Raw genomic sequence first — 19,425 nt, forward strand, 5'->3', positions numbered from 1 at the left:
ACCTCGGCTGAGCCCCCCCCAGAAACGCCACGACGCCCGCCCAAGTCCGGTCGGGGACGAGGCGGGCGTCGCTCAGTTCCGTACGCCGTTGTACGGGACGTATGAGGGGTCGTACGGAAGAACCGTACAGGTCAGACCATAAGGGAACGGTCCGTGGGGCGGATCGGGGCCGGCAGATCGCTGGCTCCGGTCAGGAATCGGTCCACGCCCCGCGCGGCGGAACGGCCTTCGGCGATCGCCCAGACGATCAGGGACTGGCCGCGCCCGGCATCACCGGCGACGAAGACACCCGGCACGTTCGTCTGGAATTCGGCGTCGCGCGCGACGTTGCCCCGCTCGTCGAGGTCCAGGGAGAACTGGTCGACCAGGCCGTTCTCGCGGTCCGTGCCCGTGAAGCCCATGGCAAGGGTGACCAGCTGGGCGGGGATCTTGCGCTCCGTGCCCGGCTTCTGGGTCAGCTTGCCGTCGATGAACTCGACCTCGATGAGGTGCAGGAACTGGACGTTGCCGTCCTCGTCGCCCTCGAAGTGGGTGGTCGAGACGGAGTAGACCCGCTCGCCGCCCTCCTCGTGCGCCGAAGTGACCTTGTAGAGCATGGGGAAGGTCGGCCACGGCATGCTCGCCGGACGGTCCTCGCCCGGACGGGGCATGATCTCCAGCTGCGTGACCGAGGCCGCGCCCTGGCGGTGGGCCGTACCCACGCAGTCCGCGCCGGTGTCGCCGCCGCCGATCACGACGACGTGCTTGCCCTCAGCGGAGACGGGCGTGGTGACGTAGTCGCCCTCCTGGACCTTGTTGGCCAGGGGGAGGTACTCCATCGCCTGGTAGACGCCCTTCAACTCCCGGCCGGGGACGGGGAGATCGCGGGCGGTCGTGGCGCCTGCCGCGATGACCACCGCGTCGTAGCGCTTGCGCAGCTTCGCCGCGTCGATGTCGCGGCCGATCTCCACGCCCGTACGGAACTTGGTGCCCTCCGCGCGCATCTGCTCGATGCGGCGGTTGATGTGCCGCTTCTCCATCTTGAACTCGGGGATGCCGTAGCGGAGCAGGCCGCCGATGCGGTCGGCGCGCTCGTAGACGGCGACCGTGTGTCCGGCACGGGTCAACTGCTGGGCGGCGGCGAGACCGGCGGGGCCGGATCCGATGACCGCGACCGTCTTGCCGCTCAGCCGCTCCGGCGCCTGCGGGGCGACATCGCCCGTGTCCCACGCCTTGTCGATGATCGAGACTTCGACGTTCTTGATGGTGACGGCGGGCTGGTTGATGCCGAGGACGCACGCCGACTCGCACGGGGCCGGGCACAGGCGGCCGGTGAACTCCGGGAAGTTGTTCGTGGCGTGCAGTCGCTCGGACGCGGCCTGCCAGTCCTCGCGGTACGCGTAGTCGTTCCACTCCGGGATCAGGTTCCCCAGCGGACAGCCGTTGTGGCAGAACGGGATGCCGCAGTCCATGCATCGCGACGCCTGCTTGGAGATGATCGGGAGGAGGGAGCCCGGAACGTAGACCTCGTTCCAGTCCTGGACGCGCTCGCCGACCGGGCGGGTCTGCGCGACCTCGCGGCCATGGTTCAAAAAGCCCTTGGGATCAGCCATTGGTCGCCGCCTCCATCATCTTCTCGGTGATCTCGGTCTCGGAGAGACCGGCTCGCTCGGCGGCGTCCTTGGCGGCGAGCACTGCCTTGTACGTGCTGGGGATGATCTTGCTGAAGCGCTCCACGGAGACGGACCACTCGGCGAGCAGCTTCTCGGCGACCGTGGATCCGGTCTCCTCCGCGTGGCGGCGCACGACGTCGTGCAGCCACTGCTTGTCGGAGTCGTCGAGGGCCTCGATCGCGCCCACGTTGCCGGAGTTGACGTTGTCCCGGTCGAGGTCGATGACGTACGCGATACCGCCCGACATACCGGCCGCGAAGTTACGGCCCGTCTCGCCGAGAACCACCGCGTGGCCACCGGTCATGTACTCGCAGCCGTGGTCGCCCACGCCCTCGGACACGACCGTCGCACCGGAGTTGCGGACGCAGAAGCGCTCGCCGGTGCGGCCGCGCAGGAACAGCTCGCCCCCCGTCGCCCCGTACGCGATGGTGTTGCCCGCGATCGTCGAGTACTCGGCGAGGTGATCGGCGCCGCGGTCCGGGCGGACCACGATGCGGCCGCCGGACAGGCCCTTGCCGACGTAGTCGTTGGCGTCGCCCTCCAGGCGCAGGGTCACACCGCGCGGCACGAACGCGCCGAACGACTGGCCCGCCGAGCCGGTGAAGGTGATGTCGATGGTGTCGTCGGGCAGGCCCGCGCCACCGAACTTCTTCGTCACCTCGTGGCCGAGCATGGTGCCGACCGTGCGGTTGATGTTGCGGATCGCGACCTGAGCGCGGACCGGCTGTGCGTCCGTCGCGCTCGAAGCGGCGAGGGCGTCGGCGGAGAGCTTGATCAGCTCGTTGTCGAGCGCCTTCTCCAGGCCGTGGTCCTGGACCGTGATCTGGTGGCGGACCGCGCCGGCGGGCAGCGAGGGCACGTGGAAGAGCGGCTCCAGGTCGAGGCCCTGCGCCTTCCAGTGGTTCACGGCCCGCTCGGTGTCGAGGAGTTCGGCGTGGCCGACGGCCTCCTCGATGGTGCGGAATCCAAGATCGGCGAGGATCTCGCGGACCTCTTCGGCGATGAACTCGAAGAAGTTGACGATGTACTCGGCCTTGCCGGAGAACCGCTCGCGCAGCGCCGGGTTCTGCGTGGCGATGCCGACCGGGCAGGTGTCCAGGTGGCAGACGCGCATCATGACGCAGCCGGAGACGACGAGCGGCGCGGTCGCGAAACCGAACTCCTCGGCGCCGAGCAGCGCGGCGATGACGACGTCACGGCCGGTCTTCAGCTGGCCGTCGGTCTGGACGACGATGCGGTCGCGCAGGCCGTTGAGGAGGAGGGTCTGCTGGGTCTCGGCGAGGCCCAGCTCCCAGGGGCCGCCCGCGTGCTTCAAAGAAGTCAGAGGCGAGGCGCCCGTACCGCCGTCGTGACCCGAGATGAGTACGACATCGGCGTGCGCCTTGGAGACGCCCGCGGCGACCGTGCCGACGCCGACCTCGGAGACCAGCTTCACGTGAATCCGCGCCTGCGGGTTCGCGTTCTTCAGGTCGTGGATCAGCTGGGCCAGGTCCTCGATGGAGTAGATGTCGTGGTGCGGCGGCGGGGAGATCAGGCCCACGCCGGGGGTACTGTGCCGGGTCTTGGCGACCCAGGGGTACACCTTGTGTCCTGGCAGCTGGCCGCCCTCGCCGGGCTTGGCGCCCTGGGCCATCTTGATCTGGATGTCGTCGGCGTTGACGAGGTATTCACTCGTCACGCCGAAGCGGCCGGACGCGACCTGCTTGATGGACGAGCGCCGCGCCGGGTCGTACAGACGGTCCGGGTCCTCGCCGCCCTCACCGGTGTTGGACTTGCCGCCCAGCTGGTTCATGGCGATGGCGAGGGTCTCGTGCGCCTCGCGGGAGATCGAGCCGTACGACATGGCGCCGGTCGAGAACCGCTTGACGATCTCGGAGGCCGGCTCGACCTCGTCGATGGAGATGGCGGGGCGGTCGCCCTTCAGGTTGAAGAGGCCGCGCAGCGTCATCAGGCGCTCGGACTGCTCGTTCACGCGGTCCGTGTACTTCTTGAAGATGTCGTAGCGGCGGTTGCGCGTGGAGTGCTGCAGGCGGAAGACCGTCTCCGGGTCGAAGAGGTGCGGCTCGCCCTCGCGGCGCCACTGGTACTCGCCGCCTATGTCGAGCGCGCGGTGTGCCGAGGGCACGCCGGACGCCGGGTACGCCTTGGCGTGCCGGGCGGCGACCTCCTTGGCGATGACGTCGAGTCCCGCGCCGCCGATCTTCGTCGTCGTACCGCTGAAGTACCGCTCCACGAAGGCGGATTCGAGACCGACGGCCTCGAAGACCTGGGCGCCGCGGTAGGAGGCGACGGTGGAGATGCCCATCTTGGACATGACCTTCAGGACGCCCTTACCGAGGGCGTAGATCAGGTTGCGGATGGCGTCCTCGGCCTCGATGCCCGGCAGGAACGTACCCGCGCGGACGAGGTCCTCGACGGACTCCATCGCCAGGTACGGGTTGACCGCCGCGGCGCCGTAGCCGATGAGGAGGGCCACGTGGTGGACCTCGCGCACGTCGCCCGCCTCGACGAGCAGACCCACCTGGGTGCGCTGCTTCGTGCGGATGAGGTGGTGGTGGACGGCCGCGGTGAGAAGCAGCGAGGGGATCGGCGCGTGCTCGGCGTCGGAGTGCCGGTCGGAGAGCACGATCAGGCGGGCGCCGGCCTCGATGGCGGCGTCGGCCTCGGAGCAGATCTCGTCGATGCGGGCCGCGAGGGCGTCGCCGTCGCCGCTGACGCGGTAGAGACCGGACAGGGTCGCGGCCTTCATGCCGGGCATGTCGCCGTCGGCGTTGATGTGGATGAGCTTGGCCAGCTCGTCGTTGTCGATCACCGGGAAGGGCAGCGTGACGCTGCGGCAGGTCGCGGCGGTCGGCTCCAGGATGTTGCCCTGCGGGCCGAGCGAGGAGTGCAGCGAGGTGACGAGCTCTTCACGGATGGCGTCGAGCGGCGGGTTGGTGACCTGCGCGAACAGCTGCGTGAAGTAGTCGAAGATCAACCGCGGGCGCTCGGAGAGTGCCGCGATCGGAGTGTCCGTGCCCATCGAGCCGAGCGGCTCGCCACCGGACTTGGCCATCGGCGCGAGGATGATGCGCAGCTCTTCCTCGGTGTAGCCGAAGGTCTGCTGGCGGCGCGTGACGGAGGCGTGCGTGTGCACGATGTGCTCGCGCTCGGGCAGGTCGGAGAGCTCGATCTCGCCGGCTTCCAGCCACTCCTGGTACGGAGCTTCGGCGGCGAGTCCTGCCTTGATCTCGTCGTCCTCGACGATGCGGTGCTCGGCGGTGTCGACGAGGAACATCTTGCCGGGCTGCAGACGGCCCTTGCGGACGACCTTGGCGGGGTCGATGTCGAGGACGCCGACCTCGGAGCCGAGGACGACGAGGCCGTCGTCGGTGACCCAGTAGCGGCCCGGGCGCAGGCCGTTGCGGTCGAGCACGGCGCCGACCTGGGTGCCGTCGGTGAAGGTGACGCAGGCCGGGCCGTCCCAGGGCTCCATCATCGTGGAGTGGTACTGGTAGAAGGCGCGTCGCGCCGGGTCCATCGAGCCGTGGTTCTCCCACGCCTCGGGGATCATCATCAGGACGGAGTGCGGCAGCGAACGACCGCCGAGGTGGAGCAGTTCGAGCACCTCGTCGAAGGACGCCGAGTCGGAGGCGTCCGGCGTACAGATCGGGAAGACGCGATCGAGCTTCTCGGCACCGAAAAGGTCCGAGGCGAGCTGCGACTCGCGGGCCCGCATCCAGTTCCGGTTGCCCTTGACCGTGTTGATCTCGCCGTTGTGCGCGACGAAGCGGTACGGGTGGGCGAGCGGCCAGCTCGGGAACGTGTTCGTCGAGAAGCGGGAGTGGACGAGCGCGACGGCCGAGGCGAAACGGCGGTCGGACAGGTCCGGGAAGAAGGGCTCCAGCTGGCCGGTGGTCAGCATGCCCTTGTAGACGATCGTGCGGGCGGAGAGCGAGGGGAAGTACGTCCCGGCCTCGCGCTCGGCGCGCTTGCGCAGCACGAACGCCTTGCGGTCCAGCTCGAGGCCCGTGCTCTCGCCGTCGGCCACGAAGATCTGCCGGAAGACCGGCATCGTCGAGCGGGCCGTGGCGCCGAGCAGCTCGGGGGCGACGGGGACATCGCGCCAGCCGAGGACGGTCAGGCCTTCCTGGGAGGCGATCGTCTCGATCTGTGAGACGGCGGCGTCGGTGGTGCCCGCGGTGTCGACCGGCAGGAAGGCGATGCCGACGGCGTACGCACCGGCCTCGGGGAGCGCGAAGCCGGTGGCCTCGCGCAGGAACGCGTCCGGGACCTGCAGCAGGATGCCCGCGCCGTCGCCGGAGTCCGGCTCGGAGCCGGTGGCGCCACGGTGTTCGAGATTGCGCAGTACGGTCAGCGCCTGTTCGACCAGCTCATGGCTGGCTACACCGGTGAGGGTGGCCACGAACCCGACGCCACAGGCATCGCGTTCGTTACGGGGGTCGTACATGCCCTGGGGGGCAGGGCGACCATCCATGGGCGACCAGGCGTGCGTACGCATTGGCTCTCCCGTCGTCGTCGTGGCATATGCAGAGCGAGGGACGACGTTGGCCCAGGCAAAATTTCGTGCAGGTTACATGATGGAACGCTTCTCGAAAAGCGGATAGCTCATTCCACCATGTGGACACCGCTCGGAAATGTGGAGAGCGGCAGGGAAGGGGCCTATGCGGACAGATCCATGACCGTAGGCCCAGAGCGACACAGGCCTCATTGCCCGCAGCGCTTACGGCTCATGCCCGGTGGTTAAGGAATCGAAACCGCCGAGTAACGGCTACTTATGCAGGACCCCGCATAGGACTGCATCGGCTCATCCTACGGCGGTACCGAACAAGCTGCCCAGGGCGTACGTCACACCCGCCGCCGCCCCGCCGAGCGCGAGCTGCCGCAGACCGCTGAACCACCAGGAGCGCGCGGTCACCTTCGCGACGACGGCACCGCAGGCGAAGAGCCCGACGAGCGCGAGCAGCAGAGCGGGCCAGAGCGAGGTCGCGCCGAGCAGATACGGCAGTACGGGAAGCAGCGCGCCGAGCGCGAAGGCGCCGAAGGACGACACCGCGGCGACGGTCGGCGACGGCAGATCGCCCGGGTCGATGCCGAGTTCCTCACGGGCGTGGATCTCCAGGGCCTGCTCGGGGTCCCTGGAGAGCTGCCTGGCGACCTCGCGGGCCAGCTCCGGCTCGACGCCGCGCGACGCGTACAGCTCGGCGAGCTCCTTCTCCTCGTCCTTGGGATGCTTGCGCAACTCCCGGCGCTCGACGTCCAGTTCGGCCTGCACGAGCTCGCGCTGCGAGGCGACGGAGGTGTACTCGCCCGCCGCCATGGAGAAGGCACCGGCGGCGAGCCCCGCGAGGCCGGTAATGACGATCGTCTGCTGCGAGACGGCGCCGCCCGCGACGCCGGTCATCAGGGCCAGGTTGGACACGAGACCGTCCATCGCACCGAAGACCGCGGGACGCAGCCAGCCGCCGTTGACGTCGCGGTGGGTGTGGTTGTCGCGGTGCGCCTCGTGCAGCGTCGCTTCGGTCTCGATGATCGCCATGGTGTGGACCCCCTCAATATTTGGACGAGTTCCAAAGTACGCGCGAAAAATCACTCCCGCCAGCAAGGAAGGCCGTACTTACCTGCGAAAACGCGGGTCGGCGGAGGGGGTGCCGACGGCCTCGGAGAGGCGAGCGAAGGAGTGATCTGAGCTCTGGGATGCTCGTGTGAGCACCCCATGTGGCAGGGATGAACCAAGCACCGCATCCAGCGGTTCGCGCACCACCTGCGCAACAGGGAGGCTCGGCATGGCATCCATCGCATGCGTTCCCTCGGTCCCGACGCCCGGCGACGCCGGCGACCTCCGTGAACGGGCGCGCGGCGCGCTGCTCGGCCTGGCGGTCGGCGACGCGCTCGGCGCACCCGCGGAGAACATGAAACCGTCCGAGATCCGGGCCCGTTGGGGCCGCATCACCGGTTACGTCGCCGAACATCCGGCGGGCACGGACGACACCGAGTACGCGATCTTCTCCGGCCTTCTGCTCGCCCGGCACGGCTCGGCGCTGACCGTCGGGCATGTCGAGGCCGCCTGGCACGAGTGGATCGCCGACCTGGACGAGGGCCCGTTCCGCGGCGCGGGCTTCAGCGAGCGCGGCACGCTGGAGAACCTGCGGCGCGGTCTCGCCGCCCCGATCTCCGCCCAGCACCGGCACGCCTGGAGCGACGGCCTGGCGATGCGGGCCGCGCCCTTCGGCGTCTTCGCCGCGGGCCGGCCCGCCGAAGCGGCCCGACTCGTCGCGATCGACGGCTCGGTCAGCCATGACGGTGAGGGCATCTACGGCGGGCAGGCCGTGGCGGCGGGGGTCGCGGCGGCCATGGGCGGCGCCCCGGTGGACTCCGTGGTGGCCTCCGCCCTGTCCGTCATCCCGGAGGACTGCTGGACCTCCCGCTCGCTGCGGCGTGCGGTGGCGGTGGCACACCGCGGGGAACGCGCGGTCCGCTCCGCGGTGGTGATCGGCGGCTACCCCTGGACCGACCTCGCTCCGGAGGCGGTGGGCCTCGCCTTCGGCGCGTACGCCTCGGCGGCGGGCCGCTTCCGGGGGGCGGTGCTGACCGCGGTCAACATGGGGCGCGACGCGGATACCACTGCCGCGGTGGCCGGCGCGTTGGCCGGGGCGACTTGCGGGGTCTCGTCGATCCCCCTGCCGTGGGCGGCGGCGGTCGCTCCCGCGCGGGGAAGCTGCCTGCCTTCGATGCGGGGGCATCACGTCCTGGACGTGGCGGAGCTGCTGATCCCTGACGGGGAGTCGCGATGACTGCCGACAAAGCCGCCGCTTCGCGGCGGATCTCTCCCGCCCACCCACCCGTTTACCCCGCATCGGCCTCAGGCGCCGACACGGCCGTTCCGGCCGCCCCCGCCGTGGGCACAACCCCTCCAGCCGCACCCGCCGTGGGCACACCCCCTCCAGCCGCACCCGCTGTGGGCAGGCGTTCCGCACGGCGGAACGGGTGGGCACAGCCCCCAGCGCCGGGTGCCGATGAACGGGGCGTCCGGGAAAGTGAGGCAAGTCGCACAGAGGGCCTGCTCCTTGGCCTCGCCGCTGGCGACGCCGCCGGTTGGCCCGCCTCAAAGCACCGCGCAGCCCGCATGCCCGAGTGGACCCGCAGACTCACCCGCGAACTCGACACCTTCGCCGAGCAGAACGCAACGACCACCCTCCCCGTCCCCATCGCACTCAACCAGCCCCCAGAGCCCCTCCGCCTCGGCCCCTCCGACGACGCCGAATGGGCAGCCTTCACCGCCGAATCACTGCTCCGCGCGGCGGACGGAACGCTCGACCCCCACCTGCCCCCGGACCGCCGGGTCCGCGCGGCCCTGGACCTTGCCTGGGGCGCCCTCGCCAGCGAAATCGCAGCGGCAGCGGCCCGCGCCCCCGAAGTCGAGTCCGCTGTACTCCCCCTCCGCGCCCGCATCTCCGTACGCGCCGGCCTCGGCAACCTCGCCGCAGGCCTGCGCCCACCCGCCACCGGCCACGACAACCCCCACTTCTTCGACGACGCCGCCTGCGTACGCGCCTGCGTCCTCGCCCTGGTCCACCCGGGCGACCCCGAACAGGCCGCCGCCCTCGCCGAGTTCGACGCCCGCTACACCCAGGACGGCGACGGCGTACACGGCGCCCGCGCGATGGCCGCGGCGATCGCGGCGGCGCTCGGCGGCGCGGAAGTCGACGCCACCGTGGAGGCCGCTCTCGCCCAACTCCCCGAGCACACCGAGATCGGCCGCAACGCCTGGCACGCCGTCAAACTCGCCCGCACCCAGCCGGAGGAAGACGGGGCGTTCGGCCTCGTCCCCCGCCTGGAGCACCAGATCGTCGACCACGTCTACAGCTACGGCATCGCCGCCGCCGAGACCGTCCCGGTGGCCCTCGCCCTGACCACCGCGGCCCGCGGCCGGATCCGCGACGCGGTGCCCGCCGCCGCGTGCCTCTCGCGCGTCGCGGACTCCGCGCCCGCCCTCGCCGGCGCGCTGACCGGCGTGCTCGGCGGTGCGACCGCCATCCCCGAGGCCTGGCGCGACGCCTGCCGCACCCTCTCCGGCTGCGCGCTCCCCCGCCTCGCCGGCACCGACCTGGTGGAACTCGCCAGGCACCTGGCAGCCACGGAACCGACTACCCCAGGAGGACAATCCCGACATGACGCAAGCAATGGAACCACCAGCGGTATCGCTCCCTGAACGCGTCACCGCCTGCCTCGTCGGCGCCGCGGTCGGCGACGCCCTGGGCGGCCCCGTCGAGGGCTACTCCCCCGAGCAGATCCTCGAACGGCACGGCGGCCGCGTACACGGCATCGTCGGCCCCTGGAACGCCGAGCGGTGGCGCACCGCACGCCCCATCGCGCCGTACCACAAGGGCGACGGACACGTCACCGACGACACCTTGATGACCCATGCCCTCGTACGCGTGTACGCCGCCGTCCGCGACCACTTGGACGCCTACGCCGTCGCCGACCACCTGGTCCCCGACCTCATGACGAACCCCCGCTGGATCCCGGAACTGGAGGCCGACGCCCTCCCCCTCCAGCGGATCTTCCTCGCCGAGAAGTGGATCGTCGCCCGCATCCACTACGGCCACGTCGACCCGCGCGAGGCGGGCACCGGAAACATCGTGAACTGCGGCGCCGCGATGTACATGGCGCCGGTCGGCCTCGTCAACGCGGCGAACCCGGCGGGTGCGTACGCCGAGGCGCTCGACGTCGCGGGCGCGCATCAATCGTCGTACGGACGGGAGGCCGCCGGAGTCTTCGCGGCAGCGGTGGCGGCGGCGTGCGTGCCGGGCGCCACTGCGACCTCGGTGATCGACACCGCCCTCTCCCTCGCGAAGGACGGAACCCGGTCCGCGATCGAGGAAGCGGCCGAAGTGGCTTCCCAGCACCGGGAGTTCGAGTCGGCGCTCGCCCCCCTCCGCACCGCGGTCACCCCCTTCGACACGGTCGGCCCCGACTACCGCAACCCGTCCCTCGGCGCCCGCCGCCCCTCGCGCCTCCACTCCATCGAGGAACTCCCCATCGCCCTCGCCATGCTCCTGATCGGCGACGGCGACTACCGCCACACGGTCCTCGGCTCGGTCAACTACGGCCGGGACTGCGACTCCATCGCGACGATGAGCGGCGCGATCGCGGGCGCCCTTGGCTCCGGCGCCCCGCCCGAGTGGGCCAAGACGGTGGCCGAGGCCAGCCGCCTGGACCTGCACGCCCCCGCGACCACCCTCACGGAGGTCACCCAGGAGGTCTTCACCCGGGACGTACACCGCCGCCGCGCCCACGAGTCGGCGTACACAGCCTTGACGGCGACGACATGATCCGCCTCACCTGGGTCCAGCCGGAGGACCTGCTCGGCCACGAACTCCGCCAGGCGGAGGAAGAGGGCCACAACATCACGGCGGTACGCTCCCGCTGGCTGGCAGCAGGCGGCCACCTGGCCCCCGCCAGAGCGGGGGCGTCCCCGACCCCGCCCTCCCCGCACTTGCGGGCCCTTGCGGAGGAACTACTGGCCGAGCTGTCCGACCGGCCCCCGCCCCTGTTGTGGGCAGGCGTTCCGCACGGCGGAACGGGTGGGCACAACCCCCATGCCGGGCCACCGCAAAAGCAGCCCAAGGGCGTCATCAGGCCGAGGCTCCACGCCGCGTGGCTAGGCAGAGCCGCAGGCTGCCTACTGGGCAAGCCAGTAGAGAAGCTCCCCCTGACGGGCATCAGAGCCCTAGCCAAAGCAACGGGCAACTGGCCCCTCACCACCTGGTTCACGGAAAGAGGCGTCCCCAAAGAACTCAGGGAGGCCCACCCCTGGAACAAGCGCTCGGCCACAACAGCCCTCGCCGAAAACATCACCGGCATGCCCGAGGACGACGACCTCAACTACCCCCTCCTCAACCTCCGCCTCCTCCAACGCCACGGCAAATCCTTCACCACCACGGACGTGGCAAAGCTCTGGCTGGACGAGCTCCCCGCGGCCCGCACCTTCACCGCCGAACGCATCGCCTACCGCAACCTCCTCAACGGCATCGAACCCCCGCACACCGCCACCCACCACAACCCCTTCCGCGAGTGGATCGGCGCCCTGATCCGCGCCGACGTCCACGGCTGGACCAACCCCGGCGCCCCCGCGAAAGCCGCCGAACAGGCCCAGCGCGACGCGGCCCTGACCCACACCGCCAACGGCGTGTACGGCGCGATGTTCGCGGCGGCCACCATCGCAGAGGCGGCGGCAGGCACCGGCGACGTCCACCACTGTCTGCGCACCGGCCTCACCGTCGTACCCGAGGACTCCCGTCTCGCCCGAGCCGTCCGCCACAGCATCCAACTGGCCGGAAAGCAGAGCCAGTTCGAGCACGTGGTGGACGAGCTCCACGCCGCCTACGGCCACTACCACTGGGTGCACGTCGTCCCCAACGCCGCCCTCCTGGCCGCCGCCCTCACCCACGCCGAAGGCGACTTCAGCGGCTCCATCACTCGCGCCGTATCCGGCGGCTGGGACACCGACTCGAACGGCGCCACCGCGGGCTCGATCGCAGGCCTGCTCGCGGGCAACCCGGACGCGCTCCCCGACCGCTGGACATCCCCGCTCCAGAACCGTCTCGCCACCTCCATCCCCGGCTTCGACGGCATCGGCTTCGACACCCTCGCGGACCTCACCACCGAACTCGCCCACGAGACCAACGAGATCAACGAGACCAACGCGACCCAGGAGACCCCCCGCCCATGACCCATATCGCCGTGCTCGGCAGCACGAACATGGACCTCATCGCGTACGTGGCCAAGGCGCCGCAGCGCGGAGAGACCGTCACCGGGCGGGAGTTCCGCACGCTCCCCGGCGGCAAGGGCGCCAACCAGGCCGTCGCCGCGGCCCGCGCGGGCGCCGACAACGTCTCGATGATCGGCGCGGTCGGCGCCGACGCCTTCGGCACCCAGCTCCGCAGCACGCTGGAGCACTCCGGCGTCGACACCGACCTGCTGCGCACCGTCGACACCGCGGCCACCGGCACGGCCCACATCGTGGTCGACGACGAGGGCGGCAACGCGATCGTCGTCATCCCCGGCGCCAACGGCACGCTCACCGCGCTCGCCCCCGGCGACGAGGGCCTGATCGCCTCGGCCGACACCCTGCTGCTCCAGCTGGAGATCCCCGTCGAAGGCGTGCTCGCCGCGGCCGAGGCCGCCCGCCGGCACGGCGTACGCACCGTCCTGACTCCCGCACCCGCACAGCCCCTGCCCCCCGAACTCCTCGCCGTCACCGACCTGTTGGTGCCCAACGAGCACGAGGCGGCCACCCTCACCGGCATCACCGACCCGCACGCGGCCGCCAAGGCGCTGCTCGCCCAGGTCCCCGAGGTCGTCGTCACCCTGGGCGCGCGCGGCAGCCTGTACGCGGCCCGCGACGCCGAGCCGGTGCTCGTGGAGGCCCCGCACGTCACCGCCGTGGACACGACCGGCGCTGGCGACACCTTCGTCGGCACCCTCGCGGTGGCACTCGCCGAGGGCGGGTCGGTGCCGGAGGCACTCGCGTGGGCGTCGACGGCGGCCGCGCTCTCCGTCCAGCGTCCCGGGGCTTCGGCGTCCATGCCGTACCGCTCGGAGATCGACAACGAAGCGAACGGACCAGTGTCATGACCCCGCCTCTCACCGGTCTACGCGTCCTCGATGTCGCGACCCTCTTCGCAGGACCGCTCGCCGCGACGATGCTCGGCGACTTCGGCGCGGAGGTCGTCAAGGTCGAGCACCCCACCCGCCCCGACCCGTCGCGCGGCCACGGCCCGTCGAAGGACGGCGTCGGCCTGTGGTGGAAGCTGCTCGGCCGCAACAAGCGCACCATGACCCTCGATCTCTCGACACCGGGCGGCCGCGCCACGCTCCTGCGACTCGCCGCGACCGCCGACGTACTCATCGAGAATTTCCGCCCCGGCACCCTGGAGAAGTGGGACCTGGGCTGGGAGGAGCTGAGCGAGGCCAATCCCCGCCTGGTCCTGACCCGCGTCACGGGCTTCGGCCAGTTCGGCCCGTACGCCCGCCGCCCCGGCTTCGGCACGCTCGCCGAGGCGATGAGCGGTTTCGCCGCGATCACCGGCGAGCCGGACGGGCCGCCGACCCTTCCGCCCTTCGGCCTCGCCGACTCGATCGCGGGCCTGGCGACGGCGTACGCGGTGATGACGGCGCTTGCGGCACGCGACCGCACGGGCCGTGGCCAAGTCGTCGACATGGCGATCATCGAGCCGATCCTCACGGTCCTCGGCCCGCAGCCGCTCTGGTACGACCAGCTGGGCCACGTACAGCCCCGCACGGGCAACCGCTCGACGAACAACGCGCCCCGCAACACCTACCGCACGGCGGACGGGAGTTGGGTCGCCGTCTCCACCTCCGCGCAGTCGATCGCGGAACGTGTGCTGCGCCTGGTGGGCCGCCCGGATCTGATCGCCGAGCCCTGGTTCGCGAGCGGCGCCGAGCGGGCCCACCACGCGGACGCGCTCGACGAGGCGGTCGGCGGCTGGATCGCCCGCCACACCCGTGCGGAGGTGATCGAGACGTTCGAGAAGGCGGAGGCGGCGGTGGCCCCGATCCAGGACGTACGCGACGTCATGACGGATCCTCAGTACGAGGCCCTGAACACGGTCACCACCGTCCCGGACCCCGAACTGGGGCCCCTGCGCATGCAGAACGTCCTCTTCCGTCTCTCCGAGACACCGGGCGGCATCGGCTGGGCGGGCCGCCCGCACGGCGCGGACACGGATGCGGTCCTGACGGAACTCGGCCTGTCCGAAAGGGAGATCACCGAGCTGCGCAAGGCGGGCGCGCTGTGAGAGACACCCCGCTGACCTGGCTGTACGCCCCCGGTGACCGTCCGTCCGTCGTGGCGAAGGCGCTGCTCGCGGGCGCCGATGCCGTCATCGTCGACCTGGAGGACGCGGTCGGCCCCGACCGCAAGGAGTACGCGCGATCGGCCACGGCCGAGCTCCTCTCCGAGCCTCAGCCCGTGCCCGTCCACGTCCGTGTGAACGCCCTGGACGGCCCGCTCGCCGCGGCCGATCTCCGGGCGATCGCGCACCTTCCCGGTGTCTCCGGCCTTCGCCTGCCGAAGGTGACGTCCGCCGCCGACGTCGTCCGCGTCGCCGAGCAGGCGGCCCCCGCGGACGGCGGCGCCCCGGCCCTGCACGCCCTGCTCGAATCGGCCGTCGGTCTCGAGCACGCGTACGCCATCGCCACCGCGCACCCGGCCCTGCACGGCCTGTCCATCGGCGAGGCGGATCTCCACGCGGATCTGGGAGTACGGGACGACGCGGGCCTCGACTGGGCGCGTGCCCGAGTGGTGGTGGCCGCGCGGGCGGCGGGGCTCGCGCCGCCCGCGCAGTCGGTGTACCCGGACATCCTCGACCTGCCGGGCCTCGCCGCGTCCTGCGCCCATGGCCGCGGGCTCGGCTTCCTGGGCCGCGCGGCGATCCATCCCCGGCAGCTCCCGGTGATCGAGCGGGCGTACCTCCCCACCCCGGAGGAGGTGGACCGTGCCGAACAGATCCTCAAGGCGGCGGCAACGGAATCGGGGGCGCTGGCCCTGCCGGACGGCACGTTCATCGACGCGGCGGTGGTGGAGGGCGCTCGGCGGACCCTCTCCCTTACGCACCGCCAACTCTGACCCCGCAGCGCAGCCTCACCGAACAAGCTTTCCCGCCCACCCACCCGATTACCCGGGGCTATCTCCCCGCCCCCTCCGCACACGCGAAGGGGCCGCCGGATCAAACGATCCGGCGGCCCCGTCAACGTACAAAGAAGAAGGCGACTCAGCCCTTCTTGGCGGACTCGGCACCGTCGTTGTCCGCGTCCTCGGCGTCCGCATCCTCGGCCTTGTCCTTGGACGGCTCGGCGTCCCCGCCCTCGGCGGTCTCCTCACCGGCGGGCACAGGCTCCACGATCTCCTCGCGCCCGGGGCGCGACTTCGCCGACAGGACGAAGTAGACGACCGCGAGGATGAACACCGCGATGGCGGTCCAGACGTTCAGGCGGAGGCCGAGGACATGGTGGGCGTCATCGACGCGCATGTACTCGATCCAGCCGCGCCCGGCGCAGTACGACGCCACGTACAGGGCGAACGCCCGACCGTGTCCGAGCTTGAAGCGCCGGTCGGCCCAGATGACCAGGAAGCCGACGCCGATGCACCAGAGGGACTCGTAGAGGAACGTCGGGTGGTACGTGCCGGGTACCCGGCCGTCCTCCGCCGACGTGATCTTCAGCGCCCACGGCAGATCCGTGGCCTTGCCGTACAGCTCCTGGTTGAACCAGTTGCCCCAGCGGCCGATCGCCTGCGCGAAGGCGACGCCGGGAGCGAGCGCGTCGGCCCAGGCGGGCAGCGGGATGCCGCGCCGGCGACAGCCGATCCAGGCACCGACCGCGCCGAACGCGATCGCGCCCCAGATACCGAGGCCGCCCTCCCAGATCTTGAAGGCGTCCACCCAGTCACGGCCCTCGCTGAAGTACAGCTGGTAGTCCGTGATCACGTGGTAGAGACGCCCGCCGACGAGGCCGAACGGCACGGCCCAGACGGAGATGTCGGCCACGGTGCCTGAGCGGCCCCCGCGAGCGATCCACCGCTTGTTGCCGAGCCAGACGGCGACGAAGACGCCGATGATGATGCAGAACGCGTAGCCGCGCAGCGGAATGGGTCCGAGTTCGACCACACCGCGCGACGGGCTGGGAATGAAGGCAAGGTCCATGGCAGGTCCGACGCTACCGTGCCGGGTGGTGCCCAAGGCAACCAGCCCGGCTACGGCTCCATAACTACGCCGCGTCAGCTATGCCGCGTTCGCCTTCTCCACCATCGTCTTCAGCTTCGCCGGGGTCAGCGGGTTCTTCTGGTCCGCGAAGATGTTCTTCCCGTCGAGCAGCACGCTGGGCGTGCCCTGCAGGCCCGCGTCCTGGAAGGCCTTGTTCGACTTGGCGACCCAGCTGTCGTGCTCGCCGTCCTCGACGCACTTCTTGAAGGAGGCGGTGTCGAGTCCGTCGACCTGGCCCGCGAGCTCGATCAGCCGGCTGTTCTTGGCGAAGGCGTCGTCCGTCTCCGCGGGCTGGTTCTTGAACAGCACGTCGTGGTACGGGGCGAACTTCCCGGCGTCCTGGGCGCAGGCCGCCGCGTTCGCCGCGCGCAGCGAGCCGCTGCCGCCCATGTTCCCGTCGATGAGCGTGGCCAGGTGATACTCGGCCTTGAGCTGGCCCTTGTCGGTGAGCTCATGGATCGTCGTGCGGTACGCGTCCTCGAAGGACTTGCAGGCCGGGCAGCGGAAGTCCTCCCAGACGGTGAGGGTCGACTTGGCGCTGTCCTTGCCCGCGGGGAGCGCGAGCTGATCCTTGCCGATCGCCCCCTGCGGGATCGCGACGGGACCCGAAGTGTCCTTGTCGTCGCCCGAGTTGGAGGCGAGCAGGCCCGCCACGGTGGCCAGCGCGAGGACGCCGACGACGGCGGCACTCACGATCAACACCCTGCGCTGCTTCTCCCGCGACTTCTGCCGCTCTCGCTCTTCCGCCAGCCGGTCGCGGGCCGCGCGCTTTCCCTCACGGTTCTTCTCGCTCACACCCCGCCAACGAACCGGGGAGGCACGAGCATGCCTCCCCGGTCCCAGGTCCACCCGTACGAGTTACGCGTTCCCGCGCACACCCTTGGCGAGATCACCCGCGAGCGCGCGGACCGCGGCGAGACCCTCGGCCTCGTCCGAGGCGTCCAGGAGACGCTGGACGAACGCGGAGCCGACGATCACGCCGTCGGCGAAGCCGGCGACCTCGGAGGCCTGCTCGGCGTTGGAGACGCCGAGGCCTACACAGACCGGCAGGTCGGTGGTGGCCTTGGTGCGCCGTACCAGCTCCTGCGCCTGCTCGCCGACGGACTCCCGGGTGCCGGTGACGCCCATCAGGGACGCCGCGTACACAAAGCCCGAACCGGCCGCCGTGATGGTGGCGAGGCGTTCGTCCTTGCTGCTCGGCGCGACGACGAAGACCGTCGCCAGGCCGTGCTTCTGGGCGTGCTCCCTCCAGAGCGCGGACTCCTGGACGGGCAGGTCGGGCAGGATGCACCCGGCACCGCCCGCATCGGCGAGCTCGGCGGTGAAGCGCTCGATGCCGTAGCGGTCGATCGGATTCCAGTACGTCATGACGAGCACCGGCTTGCCGGTCGCCTCGTGGGCCTCGCGGACCGTGCGCATCACGTCGGCGATCTTCAGGCCCGCCTTGAGCGCGATGTCGTCGGCGGTCTGGATGACGGGACCGTCGAGGACGGGGTCGCTGTGCGGGAGACCGACCTCCACGACGTCGGCGCCGCCGTCGAAGACGGCCTTGATCGCCGCGATACCGCCGTCCACGGTCGGGAACCCGGCCGGAAGGTAGGCGATGAGGGCGGAGCGGCCCTCGGACTTGGCCGCGGCGAGGGTGTCGCTCAACAGCTGGCTCTTGCCACCCATGGATACAGCGCCGCTCACTTGGCGTCCCCCTTGATCTCCGCGCCGTTGGCGGACGCGTCCGCCTCGACGGTGGCGTCCGTGTCGTACAGGCCGAAGTACCGCGCGGCCGTGTCCATGTCCTTGTCGCCGCGGCCGGACAGGTTGACGATCATCAGCCCGTCCTTGCCGAGCTCCTTGCCGACCTCGATCGCCCCGGCCAGCGCGTGGGCGCTCTCGATGGCCGGGATGATGCCCTCGGTCCTGGAGAGGAGCCGCAGCGCCTGCATGGCCGCGTCGTCGGTGACCGCGCGGTACTCGCCGCGGCCGCTGTCCTTGAGGAAGGCGTGCTCGGGGCCGATGCCGGGGTAGTCGAGTCCGGCGGAGATCGAGTAGGGCTCGGTGATCTGGCCCTCCTCGTCCTGGAGGACGTACGACCGTGAGCCGTGCAGGATGCCCGGCTCGCCCGCGGTCAGGGTGGCCGCGTGCTCGCCGGTCTCGACGCCGTGCCCCGCGGGCTCGCAGCCGATGAGGCGTACGTCGGCGTCCGGGATGAAGGCGTGGAAGAGGCCGATGGCGTTGGAGCCGCCGCCCACGCAGGCGACGGCGGCGTCGGGCAGCCGTCCGGCGCGCTCCAGGATCTGCCGCCGGGCCTCCACCCCGATGACCCGGTGGAAGTCGCGGACCATGGCGGGGAAGGGGTGCGGCCCCGCGACGGTCCCGAAGAGGTAGTGCGTGCGGTCCACATTGGCGACCCAGTCGCGGAACGCCTCATTGATGGCGTCCTTCAGGGTCCTGCTGCCGGACTTCACGGCGATGACCTCGGCGCCGAGCATGCGCATGCGGGCCACGTTCAGGGCCTGGCGCTGGGTGTCGATCTCGCCCATGTAGATGGTGCAGTCGAGGCCGAAGAGCGCGCAGGCGGTGGCGGTGGCGACGCCGTGCTGGCCCGCTCCGGTCTCGGCGATGACGCGGGTCTTGCCCATGCGCTTGGTGAGCAGGGCCTGACCGAGCACGTTGTTGATCTTGTGCGAGCCGGTGTGGTTCAGGTCCTCGCGCTTGAGGAAGATCCGTGCGCCACCGGCGTGCTCCGCGAAGCGGGGCACCTCCGTGAGGCTGCTGGGGCGGCCCGTGTAGTTGACGAGCAGGTCGTCCAGCTCGGCGGCGAAAGCAGGGTCGTTCTTGGCCTTTTCGTACTCGACGGCTACCTCGTCGACCGCGGCGACGAGGGCCTCGGGGATGAATTTCCCTCCGAACGCGCCGAAGTAGCCCTCGGCGGTGGGGACTTGACCCTCGGGGTCGGGGATGAAGAACTGGCTTGACATGGCTGAATC

General features: G+C 70.9%; 14 protein-coding genes. 7 read left to right on the forward strand and 7 right to left on the reverse strand.

Annotated elements, in window-relative coordinates:
* Positions 1-131: 131 nt before the first annotated feature.
* The 3 genes from AB0O76_RS24665 to AB0O76_RS24675 form a co-directional block, all read right to left on the reverse strand.
* Positions 132-1,592: a glutamate synthase subunit beta gene (locus tag AB0O76_RS24665; protein WP_365495174.1), complete on the reverse strand. Its 1,461-nt coding sequence runs from the start codon at positions 1,590-1,592 to the stop codon at positions 132-134.
* The gene (gltB, locus tag AB0O76_RS24670; RefSeq protein ID WP_365495177.1) at positions 1,585-6,153 is read right to left on the reverse strand and encodes a glutamate synthase large subunit; all 4,569 of its coding nucleotides are present in this window, start codon (positions 6,151-6,153) and stop codon (positions 1,585-1,587) included. Before gltB ends, AB0O76_RS24665 begins: the two co-directional genes overlap by 8 nt.
* Before the next feature lie 306 nt (positions 6,154-6,459).
* Complete coding sequence (locus tag AB0O76_RS24675; protein ID WP_365495180.1) at positions 6,460-7,191, reverse strand: VIT1/CCC1 transporter family protein; 732 nt, start codon at positions 7,189-7,191, stop codon at positions 6,460-6,462.
* Positions 7,192-7,438: 247 nt separating this feature from the next.
* Here AB0O76_RS24675 and AB0O76_RS24680 point away from each other — a divergent pair, with 247 nt between their 5' ends.
* Genes AB0O76_RS24680 through AB0O76_RS24710 form a run of 7 tightly spaced genes read left to right on the forward strand, consistent with a single transcriptional unit; the run spans position 7,439 to position 15,306 of the window.
* Positions 7,439-8,446, forward strand: coding sequence for an ADP-ribosylglycohydrolase family protein (locus tag AB0O76_RS24680; protein ID WP_365495183.1), 1,008 nt, complete (start codon positions 7,439-7,441; stop codon positions 8,444-8,446).
* Positions 8,443-9,864, forward strand: coding sequence for an ADP-ribosylglycohydrolase family protein (locus AB0O76_RS24685; protein WP_365495186.1), 1,422 nt, complete (start codon positions 8,443-8,445; stop codon positions 9,862-9,864). The genes AB0O76_RS24680 and AB0O76_RS24685 overlap by 4 nt, the downstream gene beginning before the upstream one ends.
* Complete coding sequence (locus AB0O76_RS24690) at positions 9,824-10,987, forward strand: ADP-ribosylglycohydrolase family protein (protein ID WP_365495189.1); 1,164 nt, start codon at positions 9,824-9,826, stop codon at positions 10,985-10,987. The genes AB0O76_RS24685 and AB0O76_RS24690 overlap by 41 nt, the downstream gene beginning before the upstream one ends.
* Complete coding sequence (locus AB0O76_RS24695) at positions 10,984-12,387, forward strand: ADP-ribosylglycohydrolase family protein (protein WP_365495192.1); 1,404 nt, start codon at positions 10,984-10,986, stop codon at positions 12,385-12,387. The genes AB0O76_RS24690 and AB0O76_RS24695 overlap by 4 nt, the downstream gene beginning before the upstream one ends.
* Positions 12,384-13,292, forward strand: a complete 909-nt coding sequence (rbsK, locus tag AB0O76_RS24700; protein WP_365495195.1) for a ribokinase — start codon at positions 12,384-12,386, stop codon at positions 13,290-13,292. The genes AB0O76_RS24695 and rbsK overlap by 4 nt, the downstream gene beginning before the upstream one ends.
* Positions 13,289-14,476: a CoA transferase gene (locus AB0O76_RS24705; RefSeq protein ID WP_365495198.1), complete on the forward strand. Its 1,188-nt coding sequence runs from the start codon at positions 13,289-13,291 to the stop codon at positions 14,474-14,476. Before rbsK ends, AB0O76_RS24705 begins: the two co-directional genes overlap by 4 nt.
* Positions 14,473-15,306, forward strand: a complete 834-nt coding sequence (locus AB0O76_RS24710; RefSeq protein ID WP_365495201.1) for a CoA ester lyase — start codon at positions 14,473-14,475, stop codon at positions 15,304-15,306. The genes AB0O76_RS24705 and AB0O76_RS24710 overlap by 4 nt, the downstream gene beginning before the upstream one ends.
* A gap of 145 nt (positions 15,307-15,451) precedes the next feature.
* Here AB0O76_RS24710 and lgt read toward each other — a convergent pair whose 3' ends face one another.
* The 4 genes from lgt to trpB form a co-directional block, all read right to left on the reverse strand.
* Positions 15,452-16,381 carry a prolipoprotein diacylglyceryl transferase gene (gene lgt / locus AB0O76_RS24715; protein WP_365495203.1) on the reverse strand — a complete coding sequence of 310 codons (930 nt, stop codon included), beginning with the start codon at positions 16,379-16,381 and terminating at the stop codon, positions 15,452-15,454.
* Positions 16,382-16,459: 78 nt separating this feature from the next.
* Positions 16,460-17,236, reverse strand: a complete 777-nt coding sequence (locus AB0O76_RS24720) for a thioredoxin domain-containing protein (protein WP_365495206.1) — start codon at positions 17,234-17,236, stop codon at positions 16,460-16,462.
* A gap of 63 nt (positions 17,237-17,299) precedes the next feature.
* Positions 17,300-18,115: a tryptophan synthase subunit alpha gene (gene trpA / locus AB0O76_RS24725; RefSeq protein WP_365495602.1), complete on the reverse strand. Its 816-nt coding sequence runs from the start codon at positions 18,113-18,115 to the stop codon at positions 17,300-17,302.
* A 14-nt stretch (positions 18,116-18,129) separates the two neighbouring features.
* Positions 18,130-19,416: a tryptophan synthase subunit beta gene (trpB, locus tag AB0O76_RS24730; RefSeq protein WP_365495209.1), complete on the reverse strand. Its 1,287-nt coding sequence runs from the start codon at positions 19,414-19,416 to the stop codon at positions 18,130-18,132.
* Positions 19,417-19,425 lie beyond the last annotated feature (9 nt).

This window comes from Streptomyces sp. NPDC086554, assembly GCF_040686095.1.
Lineage (GTDB): Bacteria > Actinomycetota > Actinomycetes > Streptomycetales > Streptomycetaceae > Streptomyces.